We start from the raw sequence: 25,939 nt of genomic DNA on the forward strand, positions 1-25,939 counted from the left end.
TCCCCTTTTTCTTGCCTGTCATTTTCAACCGCTGGCATTTTTCCGTGTTTCTATGTACAATGGAAAAAGAAATCGACGACGGAGGGAACCAGCATGCCCGTATTGGTTATTTTCATTATATTTTTCTTTTCGTTTTACGTCTATTATAAAATCCGCTACGTCCGCGCCCAACGCCCGATGGAGCGCCAGTTTTACTCGGCAAAATCGAGCACGGCGCTCGGACTGTTTGTCGCCTTGTTCGGCATCAACCAGCTGTTTTTATACCAGACGACGGTCACGTATCTCATCTCCGCCATCTTTATCGCCTTAGGCTTCGGCAGCGCTTGGGCCGGCTTCCGTGCCTACCGTCACTATTTGCCGCAGGCGGTCGAAGAGGCGGAAAAAGCGGCGAAACAAAGCTGACCACGGGGTTCGCAACAAAAAGGAGGATGTCCGGCGCAAAGGATGGACATCCTTTTTTCGTTGCCGCTTACCGATCGATCAGCTGGCACATCATCATCGCCTTGCCGACGATCGCCCCTTCGTTATACACCTCGACATCCACTTTCCCGAACTTGCGTCCGAGCTCTAAAAGCTTCGCCTGCACATCGACTGTGCTGTCGATTTGCACCGGCTTGATGAAATAAATCGTGATGCTTTCCATCACCAAATCCCCTCGTTTGTACGCCCGCAGCATCCGCGCCGCCGCCTCGGTGACAATCGTTGTAAACACCCCATAAGAAAGCGTCCCCAAGTAGTTCGTCATTTGCGGGGTGATCGTGCAGCGAAACAGCGTCTCTTTGTCGCCTGACTCGCGGAACTGGGCGGTGACGAGATCATCGATCGTCTCGCCGACTTGCGGCTGGCGCTGCGCCATTTGCAACGCTTTTAATACGTCTTGGCGGCTGATGATCCCTTGCAGCCGGTTATGGTCATCGACGACCGGAAGGAGCTCGATGCCTTCCCATACCATAATGTGGGAAGCAAACGCGACCGACGTTTTTCCGTTCACCGTAATCGGCTGCTTCGTCATCACTTTTTCAATCGGCAGCTGCCGGTCCATATCGAGCACGTCTTTTGCCGTCACAATCCCTTGCACTTTGAGCTGTCCGTCGACGACCGGAAAGCGGCTATGGCGCGTCTCGCGATTTAACGTATACCAGCGCTCGACGGGATCGTCTGTATATAAATAGGCCGTTTTCTCGACAGGGGTGACAATGTCCTCAACGAGCACAATCTCCTTTTTGATCAGCTGGTCATAGATCGCCCGGTTGATCATCGTCGCAACCGTAAACGTATCGTAGCTCGTCGAAATGATCGGCAGCTGCCGCTCATCGGCGAGCTTTTTGACGTGGTCGGCCGTGTCAAACCCGCCGGTGATGAGCACGGCCGCCCCGGCTTCAAGCGCCAGTTCATGCGCCTTCGTCCGGTTGCCAACAATCAGCAAGTCGCCCGCACCCGTGTAGCGCATCATCGCTTCAAGCTGCATCGCTCCGATGACGAAGCGATTGAGCGTTTTGTGCAGCCCCTCGCGGCCGCCGAGCACTTGTCCGTCGACAATGTTGACGACTTCGGCGTACGTGAGCTTTTCGATGTTTTCTTTCCGCTTTTTCTCGATCCGAATCGTGCCGACGCGCTCGATGGTGCTTACGTATCCTTTGTTCTCCGCATCTTTGATCGCCCGGTACGCCGTCCCTTCGCTCACACCCATTTCCTTCGCGATCTGCCGGACGGAAATTTTTTCGCCGATCGGCAGCCGGTGGATGTATTCCAAAATTTGTTCATGTTTGGTTGCCAACGATCTTCACCCTTTACGTGTTGTTACTTTCATTATACAGGGCGCAGCGGCGGGGATTCAACGATCGCGCCGGCCATTAGAAAGCGCCCTTCCCGCTTTAGGGAGGGCGCCTCTGTTACAGTTCGATGCTTTCGCCTGGTTTCAGCGCGCGGCCGACACCCGGCGGCAGAAGCGAGACGAACCGTTCCGGGTCTTGGGCGATCGGCGGGAACGTGTTGTAATGGATCGGTACGACGAGGTTCGCTCCAAGCCATTCAGCCGCCACCGCCGCGTCTTCCGGCCCCATCGTGAAGCTGTCGCCGATCGGCAGGAATGCGACATCGATGTTATGGCGCTCGCCGATCAGCTTCATGTCGGAAAACAGCCCGGTGTCGCCGGCATGGTAAATCGTTTTGCCTTCGGCCGTGAACAAAATGCCGGTCGGCATGCCTAAATAAATGATTTGCTTGTCATCGGTCACAAACCCGGAGCTATGGAACGCCTGCGTAAACTTGACCGTGCCAAAATCAAATTGGCGCGCCCCGCCAATGTTCATGCCGAACGTTTCGACCCCTTGCCAGCTTAAATACGTCGCCAGTTCAAACGTCGCCACGACGAGGGCGTTGTTCCGCTTGGCGATCTCCACCGTGTCGCCGACATGATCCCCGTGCCCGTGCGTCAACAAAATGACATCCGCTTTCACATCTGCTGCGTTCAAATCGGTCGTCGCATTGCCGGTGATGAACGGGTCGATCAAAATCGTTTTTCCGTTCGTTTCCACGCGGACGACCGAATGGCCATGGTAGCTGATTTTCATCGCCACATCTCTCCTTTCCATTCCCATGATTCGCCGCCATCCGTCCATTTCCTTCTTTTCCCGCCTGTCCATTTACAAACGGCCCGTTTCTTGGTACGCTCAAAATGGACAACAGTGAAAAAAGGAAGGAAGGGAACGATGAACAAACGGCTGCAAGCATTTTCCTCTTGGCTTCAACAACAACATAGTTCATTCGCCTTCATCACGTCAAGTGCGAACGTGTTTTATTTGAGCGGCTTTTTTTGCGACCCGCACGAACGGCTGCTGGCGCTTTTGGTCTTTCCTGACGGCGAACCGGCGCTCGTCTGTCCGCAAATGGAAGCGCCGCGCGCCCGCCGGAGCGGCTTTCGGTATACGGTGATCGGCTATGACGACAGCGCCGACCCGTGGGACGACATCCACCGCCACCTCAAAGCGCGCGGCATCAAGGCCGTCTCGATTGCCGTTGAGAAAAACGATTTGTCGTTCGCCCGCTTCGAGCGGCTCTCGGCGCTGTTTCCGAACAGCCAATGGCTCGATGCCGAAGATAAGCTGCGCCAGCTTCGCCTGATCAAAGACGAACAAGAAATGAAAGCGCTGCGCCAGGCGGCGGAGCTCGCCGACAAGGCGGTCGAAATCGGCGTTTCGGCCATCCGCCCGGGCGTGACAGAGCTTGAACTTGTCGCCGTCATTGAATATGAGCTGAAAAAACTCGGCGTCGAAGCGATGTCGTTTCCGACGACCGTGCTCACCGGCGCGAAAACGGCCGACCCGCACGGCGCGCCGGGGACAGCGGCGGTCGCACCGGGCGATTTCGTCTTGTTCGATTTAGGCGTCATCGTGGACGGGTATTGTTCGGACATCACCCGCACCGTCATTTGTCAAACGGCAAGCGACGAACAGCGGCTCATGTACGACACCGTCCGGCGCGCCCAACAAGCCGCCATCGACGTCTGCCGGCCGGGAACAGCCATGAAAGCGGTCGATGGCGCCGCCCGAACCGTCATCACCGAAGCCGGCTACGGGAACTATTTCACTCACCGCGTCGGCCACGGCTTAGGAATCGAAATCCACGAATACCCGTCGCTTCATGGCGCAAATAGCGAGCCGCTCGCCCCCGGCATGGTGTTTACGATCGAACCGGGCATTTACATTCCGTCCATCGGCGGCGTGCGCATTGAAGACGACGTCGCCGTCACAAACGGCGGCGTTGAGGTGTTGACGTCGTTTTCGAAGGAGCTGCTTATGGTATAACGGGAACGTTGTCGGCGCATGAGCGCAGCAAAAAAGCTGTCCGCCGGCTCTGTCTGCAGACCGGTCGGACAGCTTTTTCCCTCTTCATCCTGTAAGCACAGAATGAACATCCGTATACGGCATGTTGTGCGCCGCCGCCACGGCTTCGTACACGATGTGCCCGTCAAGCGTGTTGATCCCTTTTAACAGCGCCGGGTTGTCGAGACAGGCGGTGCGGTAGCCTTTGTTGGCGATTTGCAAGGCGTACGGGATCGTGACGTTCGTTAAGGCGAACGTCGATGTGCGCGGCACCGCGCCCGGCATGTTGGCGACGGCGTAATGGACGACGCCGTGCTTGACATATGTCGGGTCATCGTGCGTCGTGACGCGGTCGGTCGTTTCGAAAATGCCGCCTTGGTCGATGGCAATGTCGACCAACACCGACCCTGGCATCATCGAGCGCACCATCTCTTCCGTCACCAGCTTCGGCGCTTTCGCCCCCGGGATCAAGACAGCGCCGACGACCAAGTCCGATTCGCGCACGCACTCGCCGATATGGTACGAGTTGGACATCAAGGTCGTCACGTGGTCGCCGAACAAGTCATCCAACTCGCGGAGCCGCTCGGCGTTAATGTCCAAAATCGTCACGTCCGCCCCGAGCCCGACCGCGATTTTTGCCGCGTTCGTCCCCGCCGTTCCGCCGCCGATGATCGTCACTTTGCCGCGCCGCACCCCAGGGACTCCGCCAAGCAAAATGCCTTTCCCGCCGTGCGGCTTTTCAAGAAATTGGGCGCCGACTTGCACCGACATGCGGCCGGCGACTTCGCTCATCGGCGTCAACAGCGGCAGCGAGCCGTTCGCCAGCTGCACCGTCTCGTAAGCGATGCCGACCACCTTTTGCTCGACAAGCGCTTTCGTGAGCGCTTCGGCCGCCGCCAAATGCAAATACGTAAACAAAATGAGCCCTGGACGGAAGTAGCGAAACTCTTCCGGCAGCGGCTCTTTCACTTTCAACACCATCTCCGCCGCCCAGGCGTCTTCCGCGTTCGGCACGATCACCGCGCCGGCTTTTTCATACTCGCTGTCGGTGAAGCCGGATTCGGCGCCGGCATTCGTTTCGACATACACGTCATGCCCGGCTTTGACGAGCGTCATCACGCCGGCCGGGGTGATGGCGACGCGGTTTTCGTTGTTTTTGATTTCCTTCGGAATGCCGATTTTCATCGTTTTTCCTCCTTTTTCCGTTCCGTTCACTCCCTTATTGTTTCCCTTTCGGCCAGAAAGCAAACAGAACGCGGTCAGGCGCACTTATTGGAAAACGTGACGATAAATGACGTTCTCTCCGCCCGTGACGTCAATGACCGCCCCGGTGATGAAATCCGAATCATCGTCACACAAAAAAGCGATGACGCGGGCGATGTCTTCACCCGTGCCCGGGCGCCCGACCGGCGCTTCGGCATCCGGCTTGGCGCGAGCAGCGGCGATCCCGGCTTCCTTCATAGCGCCGACAATGTTGCCTGGGCATACCATATTGGCGGTGATGCCGTATCCCGCTTCCTCCAAGGCGATCGTTTTCGTCAGCGACACGAGCCCGACTTTCGCCGCCCCGAACGCCGAGCGGTACAACCATCCCGGCGCATCGGCCGCTCCTTGAAATCCGTACGTAATGATGCGGCCAAACCGTTGGCGGCGCATAATCGGGACCGTCCGCTTCACTAAATGAAACACCGCGCTTAAGTTTCCTTCGATCATCGTATACCATTCATCGTCCGTATAATCGGCCAGCTTTTTCCGCTCAAAAATGTAAGGACCTGCGTTGTTAATGAGGCAATCAATGCGGCCGTACCGCTCCATGGCCGCATCCACCAACCGCGTCAAATCCTCTTTTCTTGTTACATCCCCTTTCACAAACTGAAGGCGGTCGGCGGCACTGCGGTGTTTCTCAGCAAGCGAGTGCACCGCCTGTTCGTCGCTCCGGTAGTTCACCGTCACCGAATAGCCTTTCTCAAGCAGCAGCTCGGTCACCTTTCTCCCCAATCCTTTCGCTCCGGCCGTGATCAACGCATGCCGCACCATTCTCCCTCCTCATCACGATTTGCTGTCTCATTTTTACTTTACTACAAACAAGGAGGAATACAAAAAAATAACCATAGCGCATAGGCGCCATGGTTATTCGCCGACTTCGCGGCGCGGGTCGTAATACGATTCATCATCCTCAATAATGCCACTCTCGTACGATTCGGTAATTTGTTCGGTGATCGTCTGCACTTCTTCTTCCTCATACTTCCAGCCGTCATACCGCTTTTCCATCGCCCTTCCTCCCTTTTTTCACAAAATCTCAATATATGGTCTAGTTTCCCGCCAGTCAAACGAGGGTATACTATATATAGAGATAACATTTTTATCCAAAGGGAGTGGGAGAATATGACCACAATATACAAAACGATCGTCGTCGCCGTCGATGGCTCGAAGGAAGCGGAATGGGCGTTGAAAAAAGCGATCCAAATCGCCAAGCGAAACGGGGCGAAGCTCATTTTGTCCCATATCATCGACTTGCGCGGCTTTACGACGGTCGAGGCGCACGATTATGCCCTTGCCGAACGGTCGGAACAGTATGCAAACGAACTGCTCGAGCGGTATAAAAACGAAGCCATCGCCGCCGGGCTCAATGACGTCGAGACCGATATCGAGTTCGGCTCGCCGAAAGTGAAAATCGCCAAAGAAGTGGCGCCGAAATATAAAGCCGATTTGATCATTTGCGGCGCAACCGGATTAAACGCCGTCGAACGGCTGCTCATTGGCAGCGTCTCGGAAAACATCGTCCGCCATGCGAAATGCGATGTGCTTGTTGTGCGGACGCCGAAAGAATAGCCTTCCGCGCCCAACGAACGCATCCATTCTCTGCGCCGCCGGTGAATGCCAAAAAAACACCCCGCCGTTACGGGGTGTTTAGCTTTTCTTTCGCTTTTTCAATCGCCGCCCGCACTTCGGCAAAACCGGTGCCGCCGGCGCTGTTGCGGCGGTTGACGGCCGTGCGCGGGTTCAAGGCGTCATAAATGTCTTCGTCAAAGAGCGGCGACGCCTCCTGATACACCTCAAGCGGCAAGTCGGCCAAAAAGACGCCTTTCTCAATGCAAAGCAGCACGAGCTTGCCGACGATTTCATGCGCCTCGCGGAACGGGACGCCTTTGGCGGCCAAGTAATCGGCGAGCTCGGTCGCGTTCGAAAAGTCCTGCTTCGTCGCCCGCTCCATGACGTCTGTGCGCACGTTCATCGTCTCAATCATGCCGGTGAAAATTTTCAACGACCCGACGACCGTCTTCACCGTATCGAACATGCCTTCCTTATCTTCTTGCATGTCTTTGTTGTAGGCGAGCGGCAGCCCTTTCATCACCGTAAGGAGCGCCATCAAGTGGCCGTACACGCGGCCGGTTTTGCCGCGGATGAGCTCGGCCATGTCCGGGTTTTTCTTTTGCGGCATGATGCTGCTGCCGGTCGCAAACGCATCATCGAGCTCAATGAACTGAAACTCTTGGCTTGACCAAAGAATGAGCTCTTCGGCGAGCCGCGACAGGTGCATCATGAGCATCGAGCTGTTGCTCAAAAATTCGATGATGAAATCGCGGTCGCTCACAGCGTCCAAGCTGTTTTCGTAAATGCCGGCAAAGCCCAACAGCTCCGCCGTCCGCCCGCGGTCGATCGGAAACGTCGTCCCGGCGAGCGCCCCGGCGCCGAGCGGCGACTTGTTGATGCGCGTTTGCGACTCGGAAAACCGTTCATAGTCGCGCTCGAGCATCCACACATATGCGAGCAGATGGTGGGCAAACGAAATCGGCTGCGCCCGCTGCAAATGCGTATACCCGGGCATGATCGTCTCGACGTGCGTTTCCGCCTGCGCGACAAGCGCCCGCTGCAGCCCGCGGATGAGGCCAAGAATCTCCGCAACGCGCTTGCGCAAGTATAAATGCATGTCGGTCGCCACTTGGTCGTTCCGGCTCCGTCCGGTGTGTAGCTTGCCGCCGACCGGACCGATGTCGTCGATCAACATTTTTTCAATGTTTAAATGGATGTCTTCATACGCCACGGAAAACTCGAGTTCCCCTCGCTTGGCTTTTTCCAACAGGCGGTTCAGCCCGCCTTTGATCTTCTCGACGTCTTCCGCCGGCAAAATGCCGCACTCGCCGAGCATCGTCACATGGGCGAGGCTGCCCTCGATGTCTTCTTCCACCAGCTCCTGGTCGAACGGGATCGACGCGCCGAACTCGTCGACCCATTCTTCCGCTGTTTTCGTAAACCGTCCGCCCCAAAGTTTTTTCACGAATCTCGCCGCAGAGGAATGCGACTTCCTCCTTCCTGTTCCCGATGGTTTATTGGCCGGTCGGCACCGACGCTTTGTTTTGCTTGTTCACGATGCTGTTGACTTTCGTCGGCAAGCCGTACAGCGTGATGAACCCGACGGCTGCTTGATGGTCAAACTCGTCTTCTGACGTATATGTCGCCAATTTTTCATCATAGAGCGAGAACGGCGATTTGCGCCCTTCGACGATCGCATGGCCTTTAAACAACTTCACGCGCACGACGCCGGTGACGTTTTTCTGCGTTTCCTTCAAAAACGCGACGAGCGCGTCTTTAAGCGGCGAAAACCAAAGGCCGTTGTAGATGACTTCGGCGATTTTTTGCTCGATGAGCGGTTTGAAATGGGCGACTTCCCGCACCAATGTCAAATCTTCGAGCTCTTTATGCGCTTTGATCAAGGTCATGGCGCCCGGGCATTCGTACACTTCGCGCGATTTGATGCCGACAAGGCGGTTTTCGACATGGTCGATGCGCCCGACGCCGTGCTTGCCGGCCAACGCGTTCAACTCCAAAATGAGCTGCGCGAGCGGGTATGCCTTCCCGTTTAACGTCACCGGCACACCTTGTTCAAAGCCGATTTCAATCACATCCGGCACATCCGGGGCATTTTCAAGCGAAGCGGTGAGCTCGTACGCTTCTTCCGGCGGCGCGGCCCACGGATCTTCCAAAATGCCGCACTCGTTGCTGCGGCCCCATAAGTTTTGGTCAATCGAAAACGGGCTGTCCAGATCGACCGGAATCGGAATGCCGTGCTGTTTCGCATATTCGATTTCTTCCTCGCGCGACCAGCTCCATTCGCGCACCGGGGCGATGACGTCCAAATCCGGATTGAGCGCTTTGATCGACACTTCAAAGCGCACTTGGTCGTTCCCTTTCCCCGTGCAGCCGTGAGCGACCGCCACCGCGCCTTCGAGCTCGGCGATTTCAACGAGTTTTTTCGCGATGAGCGGACGCGACAGCGCCGAGACGAGCGGATATTTCCCTTCATACAAGGCGTTTGCCTGCAGAGCGATGAGCGCATACTCGTTCGCAAACTCGTCTTTGACGTCGATCACGTACGATTTGATCGCGCCGACTTTGAGCGCTTTTTCTTTCACGAAATCAAGGTCTTTTCCTTCCCCAAGGTCCAAGCAGCACGCGATCACATCATAGCCGCGCTCCTGGAGCCATTTGATTGCCACCGATGTATCTAAACCGCCAGAATAGGCCAACACCAATTTTGGATTTGCCATGGTCGTTCCCCTCTCCTGTCACATAAATATACTTAATCATAAATAAATATTCAAATTGAGCACATTATCACTTTATCAGCTTTCGGATCATTTTTCAATACATATTCAACAAAAAGAATAAAAATTCCTCACCGATATGCAGGAAGGTTTCGTATAATAGAAGAAAAGGAGGCAGAGGGAATGAACGGCATCTTCATCGACGACAAGCGGCTCGGCATCCGCCTGCCGCATTTGGACAAGCCTTGGGACGACTACAGCGCAGATGAGCAAGAGGCGATTTTGCTTGAGTGGGAGGCGATCCGCGGCTTGATCCCCGACCGCATCGCCGCCCTGGAGCGGAAAATCGATGAAAAGCAAGACGAACTCGGCCGCGAAACCGACTTCGAACGCTCGTGCCAGCTGAATGCGGAAGTAGCGGAACTCGCTTCCATCATCAATGATTTATGGATTTGGTATCGGGTCAGTCCCCATGTTTCCTTTGAAAAGGAAGGGACGGGATGACCAACTTCGCGTACGCCCCGACCGCGTACCGGGCGATGGCGGCAGCCGGCGCGGACGTCATTCGCCGCTATCAGCTGAACGTGCACGCCATGAGCTCGGCCGGCGAACCGCTCAATCCGGAAGTCATCCGCTTTTTTCCAAGAACATGTGGGCGTCACGATCCACGACCATTATGGCTTGTCGGAGACGTTGATGCTAAGCGCTTCATCCTGCGCAATCAAGAACGGGAAAAATGCATCAAGGCTTGATGAATGAAAGAGGATGCCCGCAGCGGGCATCCTCTTTTTCGCTTATGTTCTCTTTTCGTCAACGCGGCGCCCTATCCTTCCGAATCTCCCGCACGACATGCCCAAGCTCAGGCAAAATAAGCTTCGTCATCGCGAGGCGCACGGCGCCGGTCGAGCCGGGGGTGCAAAAGACGGCGGTGTCCATCGCCACGCCGGCGACGGCGCGCGACAGCATGGCGGCTGGGCCGATGTCTTCCGTATAGCTTAAGAAACGGAACAGCTCGCCAAAGCCGACGAGCTCTTTCTCGAGCAGCGCGCCGACCGTTTCGATCGTGACGTCGCGCTTGGCGATGCCGGTGCCGCCGTTCGTGAGCACGACGTCGACGTCAAGGCGGCGGCAGCCGTCGAGCACCGCCGCGCGAATGGCGTCCGCTTCATCTTTCACGATTTCATAGCCGGCGACCTCATGTCCGGATTCCGTGAGCAGCTCGATCATCAGCCGGCCGCTCCGGTCGGTTTCCTCGGTTCTTGTGTCGCTGACGGTGATGACTTTGCAGCGGACGGTTTTGGGGGCTTCTTGTTTATGTTCGCTTGTGCTCATCGGTTTCATCTCCTTTGCATTCGGTTACCTATAGTATAGCAAAAACATCCTTCCCGCCGGCGCGAAGCGGAACGCCCATGAGCGCAAATCTTGTACACTTTTGGACAAAAATATTTGTTATATAATAGACAGAATTGTTATAATATTAACACATAGGGGAAACGCGTCTATCCATTTATGCGGAGGGGATCGGTGTAGGGGAAGGAGGGAAGAGCGTTGCATCGCACGTTAAACGAAAAGCTGCAGTCCGTTTTGCAAGATGGGATGACGGTCATCGGGCAGCATCACGGGCCCATCGTCGCCCGCTGGCATGAAAAATGGCGCGACTTGCAAGAAAAAGGGCATTTAGCGGCTCCTTTAGTGGAAACAGCCATTCGCCTGCTTTCCTGCTATTTTTCCAAAACGGGCGGCGAAGTCCGCGAATGGCTGAAAGCTGTCGGCGAAGCTTGGCGGACCGATCCTCATTTTGCGCCTTCAAACAAAGTGACGTTTGTGTTCACGCTGCTGGAAAACGCTGTTCATGAGGTGGTGCAGTCCGCGCCTGGCAGCACGTTTTACGACCGGCAGGCGGTCCAATATTTGTTTTCCAAAATGTATGAAGCCGCCTTTTCCCAAACGACCGACGGCGAGCCGGACATCGGCCGTTTTTTGGAGCAGCTCGCCGCTTCCAGGCAGCTTCCGATTGAGTGGATCGCCCAACTGGACAAGACGGACGGCCGTTTTTCGATTCAAAAACTATACGGAGAAACGGACTGGCTTCCGGACGACGTTCCGACGCTCGAAGCGGACACGATTTTTTCTCTGTCCGAGCAGCTGCTTTCCCGCATGCCAAAGACGGGAAAGAAGCGGCGCGTCATTCCGCTTCCGTGGGAAGAAACCGTTTTCCTGTTTTGCACCGGTGAAACGGAGCAGCAAGTGCTTCCGTTTCTCCTGCATGCGCTCGAGCTGTTCCACGCCGGGGGCATGGCGCTCGAACAAACAAAGCAGGACCAGCTTTGGAAAGATGCCGTCATTTTGTTCGACCGTTGGATTATGCGTGCCAAATCGCTGCAGCAGGCGGTCGAATACATCGCCTCCGGTTTTGTCACCTATTTGCCGTTTGAACGGTGCGCGCTGTTCGCCTACTCGAGCGCCAATGAAAGCGGATTCGGCCTTTACGGCTATAAGCTCGACAATGACAAAATCAAAAGCATTCACGAAAGCCTGAACGGCTTGCCGCTCATTAAACAGTACATGCAACAGCTCGAGCTGCTCGGCAGCCATATGGCGAACGTGCCGCCTATCTACATGGCAGATGCGGCGGAAGGGCTGCCGGTGAAATATGTCAAGCAGTTTCAGCTCGAGTCGATCGTCATCGCCCCAGTGTATGCCCCGTCGGAAAGCCGGCTCATCGGCGCAGCCATTTTGGATCAAGGGCCTGGCCGGCCGTTTACGCTCTCGAGCGATATTTTTACTGCCGTCATGAAATTCGGCCAAAGCGCCGGGGAAGTGCTGGCGAAATTCAGCGGCGGCCGCCCCGAATGGTCCCATCCTGCCCCGCACTTGTCGCCGCGGGAAATGGAAGTGTTGAAGCTCGTCGCCGAAGGGGCCTCGACGTATGAGGCGGCAAAGCGTCTCCATTTAAGCGAATACACGGTGCGCGACTATGTATCGGCCATCTTGCAAAAAATGAACGCCAAAAACCGGACCGAGGCGATTGTGAAAGCGATTCGCGACGGAATCATTTAACATCTTCCCGAAAGAAGTCTCCCACTTCTAAGCGAAGTGAAAATGGGAGATGAATTTCGGTTGGCGTCAGCCAACGAATATGATCGAATATGGCTAGAACGGACACCTTCGGAACGAAGGGAAGCGTAAAGGGTTCTTGTGTGCGGCTTACCGTTCGGCGAACACACACAAGTCGCTTGAAGCCCCCACCTCTAAGCGAAGTGTAGGTGGTGGGTAGTTCACAGGGCACCGAGAAAAAAGGGGCGGCACGCCCCTTTTTCTCTTTCCGCCGGCGGCGCCCTCCGGCCTATGGCAGCGCCCCCAGCCAGCCGCTCAGCTCTTTTGCTTGTTTCTCGAGCTGCTGCTTGAGTTTTTGCAGCTGTTCAAGCTGCGCTTCGTGCTGCCGGATGCTCTCAGCCGTCTGTTCGATCGCCTTTTTCGCTTCATTGGCGTCCAAAAACGGCAGCGGACCCATCCGTTCCTCAGCCGCCTCCTTCTTATCGGCCAGCTCCCGCTGCGCGTTTTCGAGCTGCGCTTTTGTTTGCTCGAGGGCGGCGTTGATTTGTTTCAGCTGCTCATCCAGCAGCTCCTGTCCATCGTTGACGGCTTTCTCCACCTCTTCTGCCGCCTCCCCGTTCAAGCCGTCCTGCACAGCTTCTTTGATCTCCTCGATGAGCCGGCTCGTTTCTTCCTGTTTCTCGGTTATGCTCTCAATCAGCCCGCCAACGGGATTCGTTCCAGGGGAGGATGACGGCGGCGGTTCTGGCTCAGCTGCCGGAGAGTCCCCTTCTTCCGGAGAAGACCCGCTGCCGTTGCCGCCGCCTGCTGATTCACCGTCCGATGTTGGAAGGGGCGGTGCCGCCCCTGGCTGGCTGCCCGGCCCGGACCCCGACTGACCGTCAGGCGCGGAAGCGGGCGGTGCGGATCCCGATTGGTCATCAGGCGCCGAAGCGGGCGGTTCCTCTCCCTGCGGCGCCGGCTCGTCCGGCTCCTTCACAGGCTGTTCATCTGCTCCCGATGGCGCTTCCGGCTGCTGCCCGCTGGCCGTCTCAGGCGAGCCGCCGCTGTCCGCCGGAGCAGCGCCGAAGGCAGCGGAAGCTGACAGCTGCGGGATCGCCAATTCGTCGGCTGTCAGTTCCGTCGCCACGACCGTTACATCTTTCAAACATTGCTCGACAAGCGGCACGCCGTCCGTGCACAGCCCGCCGATTTTCAGTTTTTTCACTCTCATTTTCATCCATTTCGTCTGCGCCGCTTGATCGGTGTGAAACGTAAACGACACCGTATGCCCGGCCATCGTTTGCTGTTTTGTCAACGTCATCCCGTATATTTTCGCTTGTATAAAGGCGATCGGCATGTCTCCCGTGAACAGGACCGGCATTTTTAGCACGATTCCGCCCAAATCAAGCGTTCCCACTACTTTATCGGCATGAATGACAAAGCCCGAAGGCTCCTGCCCTTCCGCCGCCGCCCGGCCGGCGCCCAACAGCCAGCCGGCCGCCGCCGCCAAAACAGCCAGCACGGAAAGGACCGCGATTCGCTGCAATCGTTTTGCCATCTTCATCCTCCTGTCAGCCGCCCTGCGCCGGTTTTCACCGTTCCGCCTCGCTCAGCGTTTTTTCGAGCTCCTCGACGCTGTCAACCCGCTTCGCCCGGCTGATTTGCTGTTTGCGGATGTTGAACTGCTTGACGACATAGCGGTTGAGCAGGTCATAGTCGATTTCCAACGCATACGTGCGGGCGAGCTGCTGCTGGCGCTTGCCGAGCTCGGTCAAATAGGCGACATAGCCGGTGACATGCGGCCATAATTCCTCCATATACTTGATGAACAACTCGTAATACCGCTCGTCTTCGTTGACAAGCCGCTGGATCGTGTACAGGCCGAACTGAATATGGCGGCCTTCGTCCATGTTCAAGTAATCGATCCCTTGCAGAAGGCCCGGGAACAGCCCGGCTTTTTTGTAAATTTGCCGGAACGTGTAATAGCCTGACTCGGCCAGCGTCCCTTCGACGATCATGTTGTAGACGGTGGCGGCGCGGATGACCGCTTCCGGCGAGTCGTCGGTGTACAGCCGGTTCATCGCGTCCGGCAGCGCCTCGTAAAAGATGCGCTTGTAATCGTCGTTATGGAAGACGGATAAATCCATTTGCCCGATGCCGACCGCCTGCTGCCAGCGGGAAAACATCTCGACATGCTTCGCTTCATCGTGCATAAATGTCGTCAAAAACAACACATCTTCAAGCCGCCCTTGGCGCGCGAGGGCGTGGGCCATCGGCAAAATGTCGAGCGTCACCGCCTCTTCCCCGGCCGAGAAGCCGGCGATAAGCGGCAGCGCGGAAATTTTTTCTTCGCTCGTCAAACTGGCAAAATCCTTCTGGTCTTGGCTGAAATCGATGTCCGCCGGATTCCACTTCCCGTTTCGCTTCGCTTTTTCATACAGTTTGTACATTGGATGCTCCCAATCGATCGTTCCTTTCACTGTTTGAAAGCCGTCATGATGGACCATCATGACCCCCTCCTCTTATGAAAAATCGATCGTGATGCGCCGCTGTTCGTCCTTTTAAAACAACGTCATCGGCCGTTCATTGAGGTCGCAAATGACCGTTTTCGTCTCGAGATACGCGTCAAGCGCCTGCATCCCGAGCTCGCGGCCGAGTCCGCTTTGCTTGCAGCCGCCAAACGGCGCGGTCGGCGACAGCACTTGGTACGTGTTGATCCAAACGGTTCCGCTTTTCACCCGCCGCGAGAGGCGGAGCGCCCGCTTGATGTCGTTCGTCCACACCGCGGCGGCCAAGCCGTACATCGTCCCGTTGGCGATGCGGACCGCTTCCTCCTCCCCCTCAAACGGAATGACCGCCGCCACCGGTCCGAAAATTTCTTCACAGGCGATGCGCATCGACGGCGTGACGTCAGCAAAAACGGTCGGTTCGATGAAATAGCCGCCCCGCTCATCCAAAGCGCTCCCGCCGGCGGCGAGCCTCGCTCCTTCCCGCTTGCCGATGTCGATGTAGCGCAATACTTTTTCATATTGCTCCCGGCTGATGACAGGGCCCAAGTCGTTGCGCGCATCCACACCGGGACCGACTTTCAGCTTTTTCGCCCGCTCGGCCAGCCGCTCGACAAACGGTTCGTACACCGCACGTTCAACCAAAATGCGGCTTCCGGCCTGGCACACTTGCCCGGAGTTGTAAAATACGCCAAACAGGGCGCTTTTCGCCGCCTGTTCAAGATCGGCGTCGGCGAAGATGATGTTCGGCGACTTCCCGCCGAGTTCAAGCGTCACCCGCTTAATGCCGGGCGCGGCAGCCTGCAAAATATGGCGGCCGGTCGCCGTCTCGCCGGTGAAGGCGATTTTCGGCACGCCCGGATGGCGGACGAGCGCTTTGCCGGCTTCATCGAGCCCGGGCAGGACGTTGACAACCCCTTCCGGCACGCCGGCCTCATGGCAAAGTTCGGCGAGTTTGAGCGCGGTCAGCGGCGTTTCCGGCGCCGGTTTCAACACCATCGTGCAGCCGGCGGCGAGCGCCGGGGCGATTTTCCATGTCGGCATCAAAAGCGGGAAATTCCACGGGGTGATGAGCCCCGCCACCCCGATCGGCTCTTTGACCGTCCACGTCATGTAATCAGAGGCCGCGCCGGCGACGGAAAACGGCAGCACCTCCCCGTGCGGCTTGACAACGAGCGAGGCGAAAAAGTCGAAGCAGTCGGCGGCGAGCGGAATTTCAATAAACAGCGCCTGATTGACCGGCATGCCGTTTTCCCGCGTCATGAGCTGTGCGAGTTCATGGTGGTGCTGGCGGATCAGCTCGGCGATGCGCCGCAAGATGCGCCCGCGCTCAAGCGGCGGCATCGACAGCCAGCGCTGATCGTCAAACGCCTCTTGAGCGATGGCGACCGCTTTGTCGACATCCGCTTCCCCGGCGTTGGCGACGCGGGCCGTTACCCGCCCTGCCGCCGGATCGATGACGTCAAACATCGCCCCGTCCGCCGCCGGCTGCCACTCGCCGCCGATCCATAAATACGCTTCGGTTGTTTTGGCAGAAATCACCATTGTCTCTCCTTTCCAATGCCCCTCCTTCCTGCTGGCAAGGAGGAACCCGCGTGTCCTTCGTCCGATGAACCCGGCGCCATGCCCGAAGACGCCATGCAGCGCACCGTTTCGTCCGCTCGGCGGCCATAGCGGCCGGGCAATGCGGCGGCCGATGTTCTCATTTCCGTTTCCCGTTTGTTCACCGCTGCAGCAAATCGTCCCGCCCGATTTCTTGCAAATATTCGCGGTACGCCGGGTAAATGGCGTCCAGCTGCGGCAATACTTTCAAGGCGTTGACAAGCGGCCCTTGCACTTTGATTTGCTGGCGGGCGAGCGCCTGCTGCAAGTCGAGCTTCCCGAGCCAAAACTTATGCCCGACATCGGCCGTCTGCTCAAACACGAGCTCCGGACGCAAGCCTGTTTCGCCGCAGACGATTTTCAACGCCCCGTTTTCGGCGGTCCATGTTATTTTCGCTTCCGGCTTATGGAAAACGTATTGGACAAACGCGTCATAACCGGGCCCGAGCTCCGTCGAGGCGATCAGTTCTTTCGACTCTTCCGTTTCGGCCACCCGCTCAAAAAAGCGGCCGAGCACATCGTACAATTCTTGTTCGCTTTGAAAGACGGGCATATCGATCCTCCTTTTTTTCCGTTCGTTCTTCCATTCAGCCGGCGGACGGCGGCTGCCGGGCGCTTCGTCCACGGCGATGGCGCCATCCGCGCCAACCGAATCGTTCATTCCGCAAAACGGATGATGCCGCGAATGTTTTGCCCGCTTTTTAGGGCGGCAAACCCGTCGTTGATTTGCTCGAGGGAATAGACCGCGCTGATGAGCGGCTCAAGCTTCAGCTTGCCGGCCGCATACAAGTCGAGCAGCTTCGGGTAGTCCACCGGCGGGTTGCCTTGGCCGAGCCAGGAGCCGGTCAGCGTTTTCGCCTGCGACGGCAAGGAAAACGCGTTGATCCCCACCGTCTCATGCGGGGCGGCGATGCCGACGATGACCGTCATTCCCCCTTTTCTCGCCATGTTGTACGCATCGGCCATCGTTTCCGGACGGCCGATCGCTTCAAACGCGTAGTCGACGCCGAGGCCGTCGGTCAAGTCGAGCACGGCGCTGACGGCGTCCTCCTCGCGGGCGTTGACGGTGTGCGTCGCCCCGAACGTTTTCGTCGCCGCCAGTTTCTCGTCGACGACATCAACGGCAATCACTTGTTTCGCCCCGGCCAAGGCGGCGCCTTGAATAATGTTGAACCCGACGCCGCCGGCGCCAACGACCGCCACCGTGCTGCCGGGGCGCACTTGCGCGGTGTGGATGGCAGCGCCCACGCCGGTGATGACGCTGCAGCCGACCAAGGCGGCCACCTCAAACGGCACGTCGCGGCGGATCGGGATGGCCGCCTGTTCCGGCACGACGGTATATTCGCTGAACGCACCGGCGGTTAAAAATTGGTACACCGTCTTTCCTTTCCACCAAAAACGCGTCGTCCCGTCAGGAAGCGTGCCGGTCGCCGTCAGCCGCGCCGCCTCTTCGCAAAGATCGGGCCGCCCGGTGCGGCACCAGCGGCAGCGGCCGCATGACGGCACCCAGTTCAAGACGACATGGTCGCCGACTTGCACGCTCGTGACTCCTTCCCCGACTTCTTCCACAATGCCCGCTCCTTCGTGCCCAAGCACGATCGGCAGCGGAAGAGGCAGTTGCCCTTGAATGACATGCCAGTCGCTATGGCAAAGGCCCGCCGCTTTCAGTTTCACCTTCACTTCTCCGCGCTTAGGGCCCGCCACTTCCACGTCTTCAACCGCCAGCGGCTCCCCGTAGCGGTGCAAAATGGCAGCTTTCGCCATATACCGTTCCCTCCTTGTTCCCTCCCGTTGTTCAAAGGCGAAGCCCGCTCTGACGACACCCGCCAATGCCCAAGGGGACAAGCCCGGGTGGAGTCTTTCACGCTGCGCGCCCGCCCGCTTACCCCCGTTTGCGCGCGAGGTCCGCTTCCCCGGCGGAAGCCGAGCGGCCCTTTAGCGCCTCCAAATAGGCGTCCCATTCGTGCTTGAGCGTTGATTTCAGCTTGAAGAGGCCGAGAACGAGCGAGCGGGTCGAATGGTCTTGCAAAAACACTTCGCGAAACGCATCTTCGAACTCCTCCCGCTTTCCGGGAAGGCCGTGGTCTTTGCCATACAGCAAATGCCGGTCAAGCAGGCGGCGGATTATCGGGCTTCCCGGTCCGCCGCTTTGCCGGTAAAACGCTTCGATTCGTTTGGACATCGTCAGCTGTTCTTGTTCATCGCACACAGTTCTCACCCCCCGTTAAAACCGCGGCCTTTGCTTGCGCGTGCGGAACAGCCGCCAGCCAAGAAACGCGATCAACACGATGGACGCAGCCAGGCCGATGTTGGCGACGGTCGTTTTGTCCATGCCGAGAAACGTTCCGCCCGGGATGCTGGCAATGATGAATCCGGTCGCCATCATGATGGCAAACGCGATCAAGGAAAGCGCCAGCCGGTTGGCGATTTGGTTGAGCGTGTTGCGCGTCACCGGATCGGTTTGCACTTGCACGGTCATGCGCCATTTGTTTTCGGCCATCGTCTCGAGCACTTTGTTGAACCGGCGCGGGAAGGTGGCGATCATCTCCGCGGCTTCCGCGACAAGACTCGCGTTGGCGCGGAAATTAAAGCGCTTTCCAAGAATGCTTTTCAAAATCGGAATTTCATACGCTTCGACGACTTCGCCGTACGAAATCTCCGGGCAAATCCAGCGCGCCGTCCCTTCGGTGGCGGAAAACCCTTTCGCCCATAGCGCCAGGCCGCTTGGCACTTTGCAGTAGTTGCGAAGCCCGATCGCCGTCGCTTCGAGCACGAGGCGGCCGTAGTTGTAGCGGCTGCTTCCCTGGTGGGCGTTGACGTAATTCAGCGTCAACGTCCGCAGTTCATCTTTCAGCTTGACGACGTCGGTGTAGACGGTCGGCGACATGAGCTCCATAAACACTTCGGCGGCGTCTTCCGCCTGATTGAGCTGGATGTGCAAAATGACGCGCATTAAAATTTGCGCCATCACGCTGTCCATCCTGCCCGTCATTCCCCAGTCGATGATGACCGCCTTTTTCGTCCGTTTGTCGATCATAATGTTGGAGCCATGGGCATCGGCGTGGTAATGGCCGTCGAGCATCGTCTGCACGTAATGGTGGACGAGGTCGATCATGATGCTGACCCGCTCTTCGAAGGTGAGAAAATCAACGGGGAAATCTTTCATAAGCCAGCCGTCAACGTACTCCATGATCAAAACGCTTTTCGTTGCGTCGTACACGTGCGGAACCGTGACATGTTCGGCCCTCCTCTCATACTTTTGCTTCATTTCTTTCATTTTTCGCGCTTCTTCCGTCATGTCCAGTTCATCCATCGCGCTGCTGTAGTAATCTTGCACAAGCCCCCCGAGATCAAGGGCGGCCTGCAGTTCAGGCGGCAGCCGCTTCTGCAGGCGGGCGGCCATTTTTTTGATGATGGCGATATCGGTTTGAAACAGCTTTTCGACCGTCGGGCGCACGACTTTCACAGCCACAACGGGCCCGTCTTTCAGCTTCGCCTTGTATACTTGCGCGAGCGACGCTGAACCGAGCGGCGTTTCGTCGATCCACTCAAACGTCTCAAGACCGTCAGGCAGCTCGCGTTCGAGAATGTATTGAATTTTGGCAAACTCGATCGGCGGCACCCGGTCGAGCAGCTTCTCAAGTTCGACCGTCACCGGCTCCGGCAATAAATCTTGCCTTGTGACGAGCACCTGCCCGAGCTTGATGAACGTCGGGCCAAGCTCCTCAAACGCCAGGCGCAGCCGGCGGCCGATGTGGCGCCAATAGTCATTGTCCCCTCCCTTTCCCCGCATCCTGTGGGCAATGGCGTCGCCCAGCACCATGCCGAGCCCGTTTTTGACGAGCACGGCCATGATTTTCCGCCGCCGTTTTCCCGCCGTAATGGCGGCCAGTTCCTCTTCGATGGCCGCGCCCATCGCCGCCCAGTCGCGGGCCGGTTTTGGTTTGGCCGTTTCGATCGACGCGCGCAAACGGCTTCCCTCCTCTCCGCTTTACAGCCGTTCAATAATGGTGGCGGTCGCCATGCCAAAGCCGATGCACATCACTTGCAGCCCGTATGTTCCGCCCATGTCCTCGAGCTCATGAAGAAGCGTCGTCATCAACCGGGCCCCGCTCGCGCCAAGCGGGTGGCCGAGGGCGATCGCGCCGCCGCGCGGGTTCACTTTCGCCATATCCGGCTCGAGTTCCCGCTCCCACGCCTTGACGACGGAAGCGAACGCTTCGTTCACTTCGATCACACTGATCTCATCAAGGCGCAGCCCCGCTTTTTGCAGGACGCTCCTCGTGGCGGGAATAATGCCGGTGAGCATTATGACCGGATCTTCACCGACCACGGTGCGGGCGATGATGCGCGCTCTAGGACGCAGGTCAAGCTGCCGGGCTTTCTCCGCCGACATAAGCAGCACGCCGGCCGCCCCGTCGCTCACTTGGCTCGAGTTGCCCGCTGTGATGACGCCGCCTTTCGGCTGGAACGATGGCATGAGCGCCGCCAGCTTTTCCTTCGACGTGTCACGGCGAATGCCTTCATCGTGGGCGAATGCAACCGGCCCCTCCTCGCCCGGGACATCAAGCGGAAGGATTTCCCGCTCAAACATGCCGCGATCGGCGGCGGCCGCCGCTTTTTCATGGCTGGCGAGCGAAAATTCATCCAGCTCTTCCCGCGACAATCCCCATTTTTTCGCGATCATCTCCGCGGAAATCCCTTGCGGCACGATGTTGTGCCGGCTCGTCAGCCGGCGGCTGAACCGCCCCATGTCGCTTCCCATCGGCACGCGCGTCATGCTTTCAACCCCGGCGGCGATGGCAATGTCGATGTCGCCGGCCAAAATGGCTTGCGCGGCGTTATGGATCGCCTGCTGGCTCGAGCCGCACATCCGGTTTAAGGAAAACGCCGGCACGCTGACCGGGAACCCGGCGGCGAGCACCGCCTGGCGGCCGATATTGCCGCCTTGCTCCCCGGTCATCGTCACGCAGCCGACAACAACATCGTCGACTAGGCTGGCGTCCAGCCCGTTCCGGTCAACAAGCGCCCGCAGCACCGGAGCGAGCAAATCGACCGGGTGGACGCTTGAGAGCGCCCCTTTTTTCTTGCCGATCGCCGTGCGCACGGCGTCGACGATCACCACTTCCCTCATGCCGCTCCCCCTGTTCCGTATGGATTCCTTGCGCGGCCAAAGCCGCGGCAGCCTTCTTCTCCGGATTCTTCAAAACGTAAACAGTTCGATGCCGCCGGACACGTTCAATCCGATCCCCGTAATGTACTTCGCCTTATCCGAGCAAAGAAACACAATGGCGTTGGCCACATCTTCCGGCTCGCCCGGACGGCGGAACGCGGTGCGCTGGATCATGCGCTCGTTCATTTTCGGGTTGCCCATGCGAAACGCTTCCGTGTTGATGATGCCCGGCACGATGGCGTTCACCGTAATGCCGTAGCGCGCCCCTTCGAGCGCCATGCTTTTCGTAAAGCTCAACACCGCTCCTTTCGTCGCCGAATAGCTCGCCTGGCCAAAGCCGCCGAGCGTGCCGGCGACGGACGACATGTTGATGATCCGCCCCCACCCTTGCTCTTTCATGTACGGCCACACCGCTTTCGTACAGTTGTACGTGCCGGTTACGTTCACCCGCAAGTCGCGCTCCCAAAACTCATCGTTTTGCTTTTCGATTTGCGACACATGGTCGAGCGTGCCGGCGTTGTTGACCAAAATGTCGATCGAGCCGAACTCTTCTTTGACGCGGGCGAACACGTCCTTCACCTGCTCGCGGTCGGTGACGTCCATTTTGATGGCCATCGCCCGCCGCCCCATGGCGCGGATTTCGTCCGCCGTTTTTTCGGCATAGATGACTTTTGTGCTTTGCATGACTTGCGAGAGCGGCCCATACTTTTGCGCCGTCTGTTTGCTTTCTTCATCCGATTCAAGCAAAATATCGGTGATGACGACATCTGCCCCCGCCTCGGCGAGCGCTAGAGCGTCGGCGCGCCCAAGCCCCCGTGAAGCGCCGGTGACGACCGCCACTTTCCCTTTCAACAACTCCGCCCATGATGACATCCCGATCCCTCCGTTTATCGCAAAAATTGCGGTTGTTTCTTTTGGAAAAACGCCGCCAGCCCGATCGCCGGCTCCCCGGTTTTAAACGTGGCCGCAAATGACGCCGCTTCGATGCCAAATCCGTCCTCCGAAAGCGCGTCGGCGGCGTGGATGGCCCGCTTGGCGAGCCCCATCGCCCGCACCGCGCCTTCTGACAGCTGCTCGGCAAACGCCGCCGCTTCTTCTTCGAGCCGCTCCGGGGGCGCGATGCGATGAACGAGGCCAAGTTCGAGCGCCTCTTGCGGGTCGAGCCGTCTGGCGAGAAAAATGAGCTCCGTCGCCTTCGCCCGCCCAACAAGTCGCGTCAGCCGCTGCGTGCCGCCCGCCCCCGGGATGAGGCCGAGCGACACTTCCGTCAGGCCGATTTTGCCGCCGCCCATGATGCGGAAATCGCACGCCAAGGCGAGCTCGCAGCCGCCGCCGAGCGCATAGCCGTTGATGGCCGCAATGACCGGCTTCGGCATCGTCGCGAACCGGTCAAAGCAGCGCTGCATGCGGGCGCTTTGCTCGGCGATGCCGGCTTCATTGCCGGCAAACTGGCTCCCGCGCTGGATCATGTCTTTCAGGTCGGCGCCGGCGAGAAACGTTTTCGGGTGCGCCGACGCGATGACGACGACGCGCACGCCGCGGTCGGCTTCGAGCTCATCGGCCGCTTGTTCCAGCTCGTGCATCAGCCGTTCGCTAATGGCGTTCGCCGGCGGATGGTCGATGACGATCCATGCCACTCCTTTCGCCCGCCGCTCCAGGCGAAGCGTTTCGTAAGCCATCGGAATTCCCCCTTTCATTCGTTCCGGTTCACCGTCCGTCCGGAAAGTTGGTGAACAACCACGGTGTTTGCGCAGTTGGCGCCTTCTATGGTGTGAGAAGAGCTGGCGCCCCACTTGCGAAAAGGGCGTTTGGGGCGGACGGTCCTCTAGACGTGCACGCCGTATGGCGCATACAGCCGCCTTGCGGTGACGAGGCGCTGGATTTGCTGCGTGCCTTCGAAAATATCAAACACTTTCACGTCGCGGTACAACTTCTCCACCAAATGCCCGTCAAGGCCGACGGGACCGAGCAGTTCCAGGCACATGGCGCACACATTAAGCGCCATTTTCCCGGCGACGGCCTTGCAGATGGCTGCTTCCATGGCGTTCGGTTCGCCGATGTCCGCCTTCCACGCCGCTTCCCACGTAAGCAGGCGCGCCGCCTCGATCTCCTGTTCGGCTTCGGCGAGCCGCTCGGCCGCTTCGTAATACAGCCGCCCTTGTTTCGGATAGTCGCTCCGGACGATGTCAAGCGTATACTCATAGGCGGCGCGGGCAATCCCGACCGCCATGGCGGCGACGATCGGCCGCGTGCTGTCAAACGTTTTCATCGCCACCTGGAAGCCGGACGGTCGGTTGGCGCTCGCGCTGTACAACGCTTCGCCGCCCAGCAGGTTGTCATCGGGGACGAAACAGTCTTCAAACAAGAGTTCCGCCGTTTCGTTGGCACGCAACCCCATCTTGTGGACCGTGCGGGTAGCCGTAAAGCCCGGCGTCCCTTTTTCGACGACAAACGCCCGGTGCCCGGCGCGCCCGAGCGTCGGGTCGACCGTGGCGAACACGACAACCCACGAAGCGCGGGCGCCGTTTGTGATGAAAATTTTTTGGCCGTTTAAAATATAGCCGCCGTCGACTTTTCTTGCCGCCGTGCGGATGCCGGACGCGTCCGACCCGGCTTCCGGCTCGGTCAACGCATAGGCTCCCCAGCGCGGCTCCTCTTTCGTGAAAATCGACAAAAACCGCTGCTTTTGCTCCGGGGTGCCGCTCGATTGAACCGGCGGCCCGCCCAAACCGGGGCCGGGAAGGGACAGGGCGACGGCCGGGCATCCCCACGCGAGCTCTTCGGCAGCGATGACGGCCACACGGTTCCCTTCACGCTCCCTTTTTTCCTGTTTCTTCTCCGGCTCGGCCATAGCGCGGCCGCCGCCGAATGAGGACGCATTGAGCTGAATGCCCATTTTGTTCACTTTCTTGAGCCATTCGTCCGGCACCCGCCCGAGCCGGTCGGCTTCGAGCGCGATCGGCCGCACTTCATGTTTGGCGAACCAGTGGACGAGCTCTTTGATTTGCTTTTGCTGCGGCGACAAGGCAAATGAAATCATCGTGCCACCCTCTCTTTCCGTTCTCGCAGCAGCTGTTCGCCGCGGCGGATGAGCCAATCCGTTTCCCGCGCATACAGCATCACTTGCGCTTGAGCGTCGCGCATCCATTTTTCAGCCGGGTACTCTTGCACATATCCGTGCCCGCCGAGCAGTTGCACCGCTTGATCGGTGACGAAGCGCACCGACCGGTGGGCGCGGGCGAGCGCCCGCCATGCATGGCCTTCCGCCGCCCCGCCTTGCTCGTCGACGCGGCAGGCCGCCGCCCAGACGATGTTTCTCGCCCCGCGGCATGCAAACGCCATTTCGGCGATCGTAAACGACACGCCTTGAAACTTGGCGATTTCCCGGCCGAACGCTTTTCTCCCGGCCGTATATTGAATCGCATACTCAAGCGCCGCCGCCATCAAGCCGACTTCCTTGGCCGCCTCAAGCACGCACTGCCGGGCGCGGGCGTGCGCCCATAACGCCGCCGCCTCGCTGCCGCGGGCGAGCACGCCATCAGCGCGGACAACCCGGTCGGAAAACCGGAGCCGGCCGAGCCTTGCCGCAAGCAATCCAAGCCGGAAATCACCTTCCACTGTTTCCCATCCTTGATCATCAAGGACGACGATGACCGGTTCTCCTTCGCTGTCTTTGGCGGCAATGACCGCCCATTCGGCCGACGCGGCCAATCGGACCGGCGCCGACGTTCCATTCAGCACATACCCGTCGCCTTGGCGGCGGACCTCGATCGTTTCCTCGCCGTCAACGAACGCCGCCGTCGGCCATATCCTCCCCTGCCCGGCTTCGCGATACCGCCGCCAAACCGGATGGCCCGGCGTCAGGCGCATGAACGAAGCCGCTTCCCCGGGCCCGGGAAGCCCTTGGACGATGCCCAAATCCCCGAAGCTGAGCGCCTGCCAAATTTGCGCCTGCGAAATGAGCGGAAGTTCGAGTCCGCCCCACTGTTCCGGCAGTTCAAGCGCCAAAAATCCCAGCTCGTGAAGGCGCTTCGCTATGGATGCGCTTACAGAGCGGCGCTGTTCGCATTCGCGGGCAAGTGGGCGCAGCTCGTCGCAGGCGATCGTTTTCGCCACTTCGCAAAACGCCTGTTCCTCCTCCGTCGGACGAAATGAAATCATCGTTTTCCCCCCTTTTCCTATGGCGGCGCCTTGACGTACCGCCTACGGCGCGGTGAAAACAGCCGCCTGATCTGCCCCGGCCGTTTT

General features: G+C 58.5%; 25 protein-coding genes and 1 pseudogene. 6 read left to right on the top strand and 20 right to left on the bottom strand.

Going from position 1 to position 25,939, the window contains the following annotated elements; all coding sequences use genetic code 11:
* Positions 1–93 precede the first annotated feature (93 nt).
* Positions 94–402, top strand: coding sequence for a YtpI family protein (locus M493_RS13275; RefSeq protein WP_020960878.1), 309 nt, complete (start codon positions 94–96; stop codon positions 400–402).
* Between the two features lie 67 nt (positions 403–469).
* On the opposite strand, the gene M493_RS13280 is transcribed toward M493_RS13275, so the two are convergent.
* Positions 470–1,777, bottom strand: coding sequence for a CBS domain-containing protein (locus M493_RS13280; RefSeq protein WP_020960879.1), 1,308 nt, complete (start codon positions 1,775–1,777; stop codon positions 470–472).
* Positions 1,778–1,892: 115 nt separating this feature from the next.
* Positions 1,893–2,573: a metal-dependent hydrolase gene (locus M493_RS13285; protein WP_020960880.1), complete on the bottom strand. Its 681-nt coding sequence runs from the start codon at positions 2,571–2,573 to the stop codon at positions 1,893–1,895.
* A 138-nt stretch (positions 2,574–2,711) separates the two neighbouring features.
* Between M493_RS13285 and M493_RS13290 the strand changes: the two genes are divergently transcribed.
* Positions 2,712–3,806: a M24 family metallopeptidase gene (locus tag M493_RS13290; RefSeq protein ID WP_020960881.1), complete on the top strand. Its 1,095-nt coding sequence runs from the start codon at positions 2,712–2,714 to the stop codon at positions 3,804–3,806.
* Positions 3,807–3,890: 84 nt separating this feature from the next.
* On the opposite strand, the gene ald is transcribed toward M493_RS13290, so the two are convergent.
* The 3 genes from ald to M493_RS18730 all read right to left on the bottom strand — a co-directional run bounded on the left by ald (position 3,891) and on the right by M493_RS18730 (position 6,095).
* Positions 3,891–5,009 carry an alanine dehydrogenase gene (ald, locus tag M493_RS13295; protein ID WP_023817702.1) on the bottom strand — a complete coding sequence of 373 codons (1,119 nt, stop codon included), beginning with the start codon at positions 5,007–5,009 and terminating at the stop codon, positions 3,891–3,893.
* 84 nt (positions 5,010–5,093) lie between these two features.
* Complete coding sequence (locus M493_RS13300; protein WP_041267981.1) at positions 5,094–5,858, bottom strand: SDR family oxidoreductase; 765 nt, start codon at positions 5,856–5,858, stop codon at positions 5,094–5,096.
* A gap of 96 nt (positions 5,859–5,954) precedes the next feature.
* Entirely contained in the window at positions 5,955–6,095 is a 141-nt protein-coding gene (locus M493_RS18730) for a hypothetical protein (protein WP_020960884.1), read from the bottom strand.
* Between the two features lie 114 nt (positions 6,096–6,209).
* Here M493_RS18730 and M493_RS13305 point away from each other — a divergent pair, with 114 nt between their 5' ends.
* A complete protein-coding gene (locus M493_RS13305) occupies positions 6,210–6,656 on the top strand; it encodes a universal stress protein (RefSeq protein WP_020960885.1) in 447 nt (148 codons plus the stop codon).
* A gap of 67 nt (positions 6,657–6,723) precedes the next feature.
* On the opposite strand, the gene argH is transcribed toward M493_RS13305, so the two are convergent.
* Complete coding sequence (argH, locus tag M493_RS13310; RefSeq protein WP_020960886.1) at positions 6,724–8,103, bottom strand: argininosuccinate lyase; 1,380 nt, start codon at positions 8,101–8,103, stop codon at positions 6,724–6,726.
* A 49-nt stretch (positions 8,104–8,152) separates the two neighbouring features.
* Positions 8,153–9,373 carry an argininosuccinate synthase gene (locus tag M493_RS13315; RefSeq protein WP_020960887.1) on the bottom strand — a complete coding sequence of 407 codons (1,221 nt, stop codon included), beginning with the start codon at positions 9,371–9,373 and terminating at the stop codon, positions 8,153–8,155.
* Positions 9,374–9,553: 180 nt separating this feature from the next.
* Between M493_RS13315 and M493_RS13320 the strand changes: the two genes are divergently transcribed.
* Together M493_RS13320 and M493_RS13325 are read left to right on the top strand one after the other, a co-directional pair.
* Complete coding sequence (locus M493_RS13320; protein ID WP_020960888.1) at positions 9,554–9,874, top strand: hypothetical protein; 321 nt, start codon at positions 9,554–9,556, stop codon at positions 9,872–9,874.
* A pseudogene (locus M493_RS13325) lies at positions 9,871–10,072 on the top strand (AMP-binding protein); the annotation flags it as partial. The gene M493_RS13320 and the pseudogene M493_RS13325, both read left to right, overlap by 4 nt.
* A gap of 108 nt (positions 10,073–10,180) precedes the next feature.
* Here the strand turns inward: M493_RS13325 and M493_RS13330 are convergent.
* Positions 10,181–10,702 (bottom strand): MogA/MoaB family molybdenum cofactor biosynthesis protein, encoded by a 522-nt coding sequence (locus tag M493_RS13330; RefSeq protein ID WP_020960889.1) that lies wholly within the window; start codon positions 10,700–10,702, stop codon positions 10,181–10,183.
* A 216-nt stretch (positions 10,703–10,918) separates the two neighbouring features.
* On the opposite strand from M493_RS13330, the gene M493_RS13335 reads away from it, so the two are divergent.
* Positions 10,919–12,430, top strand: coding sequence for a response regulator transcription factor (locus tag M493_RS13335; protein ID WP_020960890.1), 1,512 nt, complete (start codon positions 10,919–10,921; stop codon positions 12,428–12,430).
* 286 nt (positions 12,431–12,716) lie between these two features.
* On the opposite strand, the gene M493_RS17405 is transcribed toward M493_RS13335, so the two are convergent.
* From M493_RS17405 to M493_RS13395, 12 genes are all read right to left on the bottom strand, one after another.
* On the bottom strand, positions 12,717–13,967 hold the full coding sequence (locus M493_RS17405; protein ID WP_020960891.1) for a hypothetical protein: 1,251 nt from the start codon (positions 13,965–13,967) through the stop codon (positions 12,717–12,719).
* Between the two features lie 34 nt (positions 13,968–14,001).
* Positions 14,002–14,916 (bottom strand): R2-like ligand-binding oxidase, encoded by a 915-nt coding sequence (locus tag M493_RS13345; protein ID WP_020960892.1) that lies wholly within the window; start codon positions 14,914–14,916, stop codon positions 14,002–14,004.
* Between the two features lie 54 nt (positions 14,917–14,970).
* Complete coding sequence (locus M493_RS13350) at positions 14,971–16,458, bottom strand: aldehyde dehydrogenase family protein (RefSeq protein ID WP_041267983.1); 1,488 nt, start codon at positions 16,456–16,458, stop codon at positions 14,971–14,973.
* Between the two features lie 181 nt (positions 16,459–16,639).
* Positions 16,640–17,179 carry a hypothetical protein gene (locus M493_RS13355; RefSeq protein ID WP_020960894.1) on the bottom strand — a complete coding sequence of 180 codons (540 nt, stop codon included), beginning with the start codon at positions 17,177–17,179 and terminating at the stop codon, positions 16,640–16,642.
* On the bottom strand, positions 17,176–18,282 hold the full coding sequence (locus tag M493_RS13360; protein ID WP_020960895.1) for a Zn-dependent alcohol dehydrogenase: 1,107 nt from the start codon (positions 18,280–18,282) through the stop codon (positions 17,176–17,178). Before M493_RS13360 ends, M493_RS13355 begins: the two co-directional genes overlap by 4 nt.
* Positions 18,283–18,400: 118 nt before the next feature.
* Positions 18,401–18,727 carry a hypothetical protein gene (locus M493_RS13365; protein ID WP_020960896.1) on the bottom strand — a complete coding sequence of 109 codons (327 nt, stop codon included), beginning with the start codon at positions 18,725–18,727 and terminating at the stop codon, positions 18,401–18,403.
* 15 nt (positions 18,728–18,742) lie between these two features.
* On the bottom strand, positions 18,743–20,488 hold the full coding sequence (locus M493_RS13370; protein ID WP_020960897.1) for an ABC1 kinase family protein: 1,746 nt from the start codon (positions 20,486–20,488) through the stop codon (positions 18,743–18,745).
* A gap of 21 nt (positions 20,489–20,509) precedes the next feature.
* Positions 20,510–21,652 (bottom strand): thiolase family protein, encoded by a 1,143-nt coding sequence (locus M493_RS13375; RefSeq protein ID WP_020960898.1) that lies wholly within the window; start codon positions 21,650–21,652, stop codon positions 20,510–20,512.
* A gap of 69 nt (positions 21,653–21,721) precedes the next feature.
* A complete protein-coding gene (locus M493_RS13380; protein ID WP_020960899.1) occupies positions 21,722–22,564 on the bottom strand; it encodes an SDR family NAD(P)-dependent oxidoreductase in 843 nt (280 codons plus the stop codon).
* Positions 22,565–22,578: 14 nt separating this feature from the next.
* On the bottom strand, positions 22,579–23,370 hold the full coding sequence (locus M493_RS13385) for an enoyl-CoA hydratase/isomerase family protein (protein WP_020960900.1): 792 nt from the start codon (positions 23,368–23,370) through the stop codon (positions 22,579–22,581).
* Between the two features lie 146 nt (positions 23,371–23,516).
* Positions 23,517–24,731 (bottom strand): acyl-CoA dehydrogenase family protein, encoded by a 1,215-nt coding sequence (locus M493_RS13390; protein WP_020960901.1) that lies wholly within the window; start codon positions 24,729–24,731, stop codon positions 23,517–23,519.
* Positions 24,728–25,852, bottom strand: coding sequence for an acyl-CoA dehydrogenase family protein (locus M493_RS13395; protein ID WP_020960902.1), 1,125 nt, complete (start codon positions 25,850–25,852; stop codon positions 24,728–24,730). Before M493_RS13395 ends, M493_RS13390 begins: the two co-directional genes overlap by 4 nt.
* Positions 25,853–25,939: the final 87 nt, after the last annotated feature.

The sequence above is a fragment of the Geobacillus genomosp. 3 genome (assembly GCF_000445995.2).
Lineage (GTDB): Bacteria > Bacillota > Bacilli > Bacillales > Anoxybacillaceae > Geobacillus.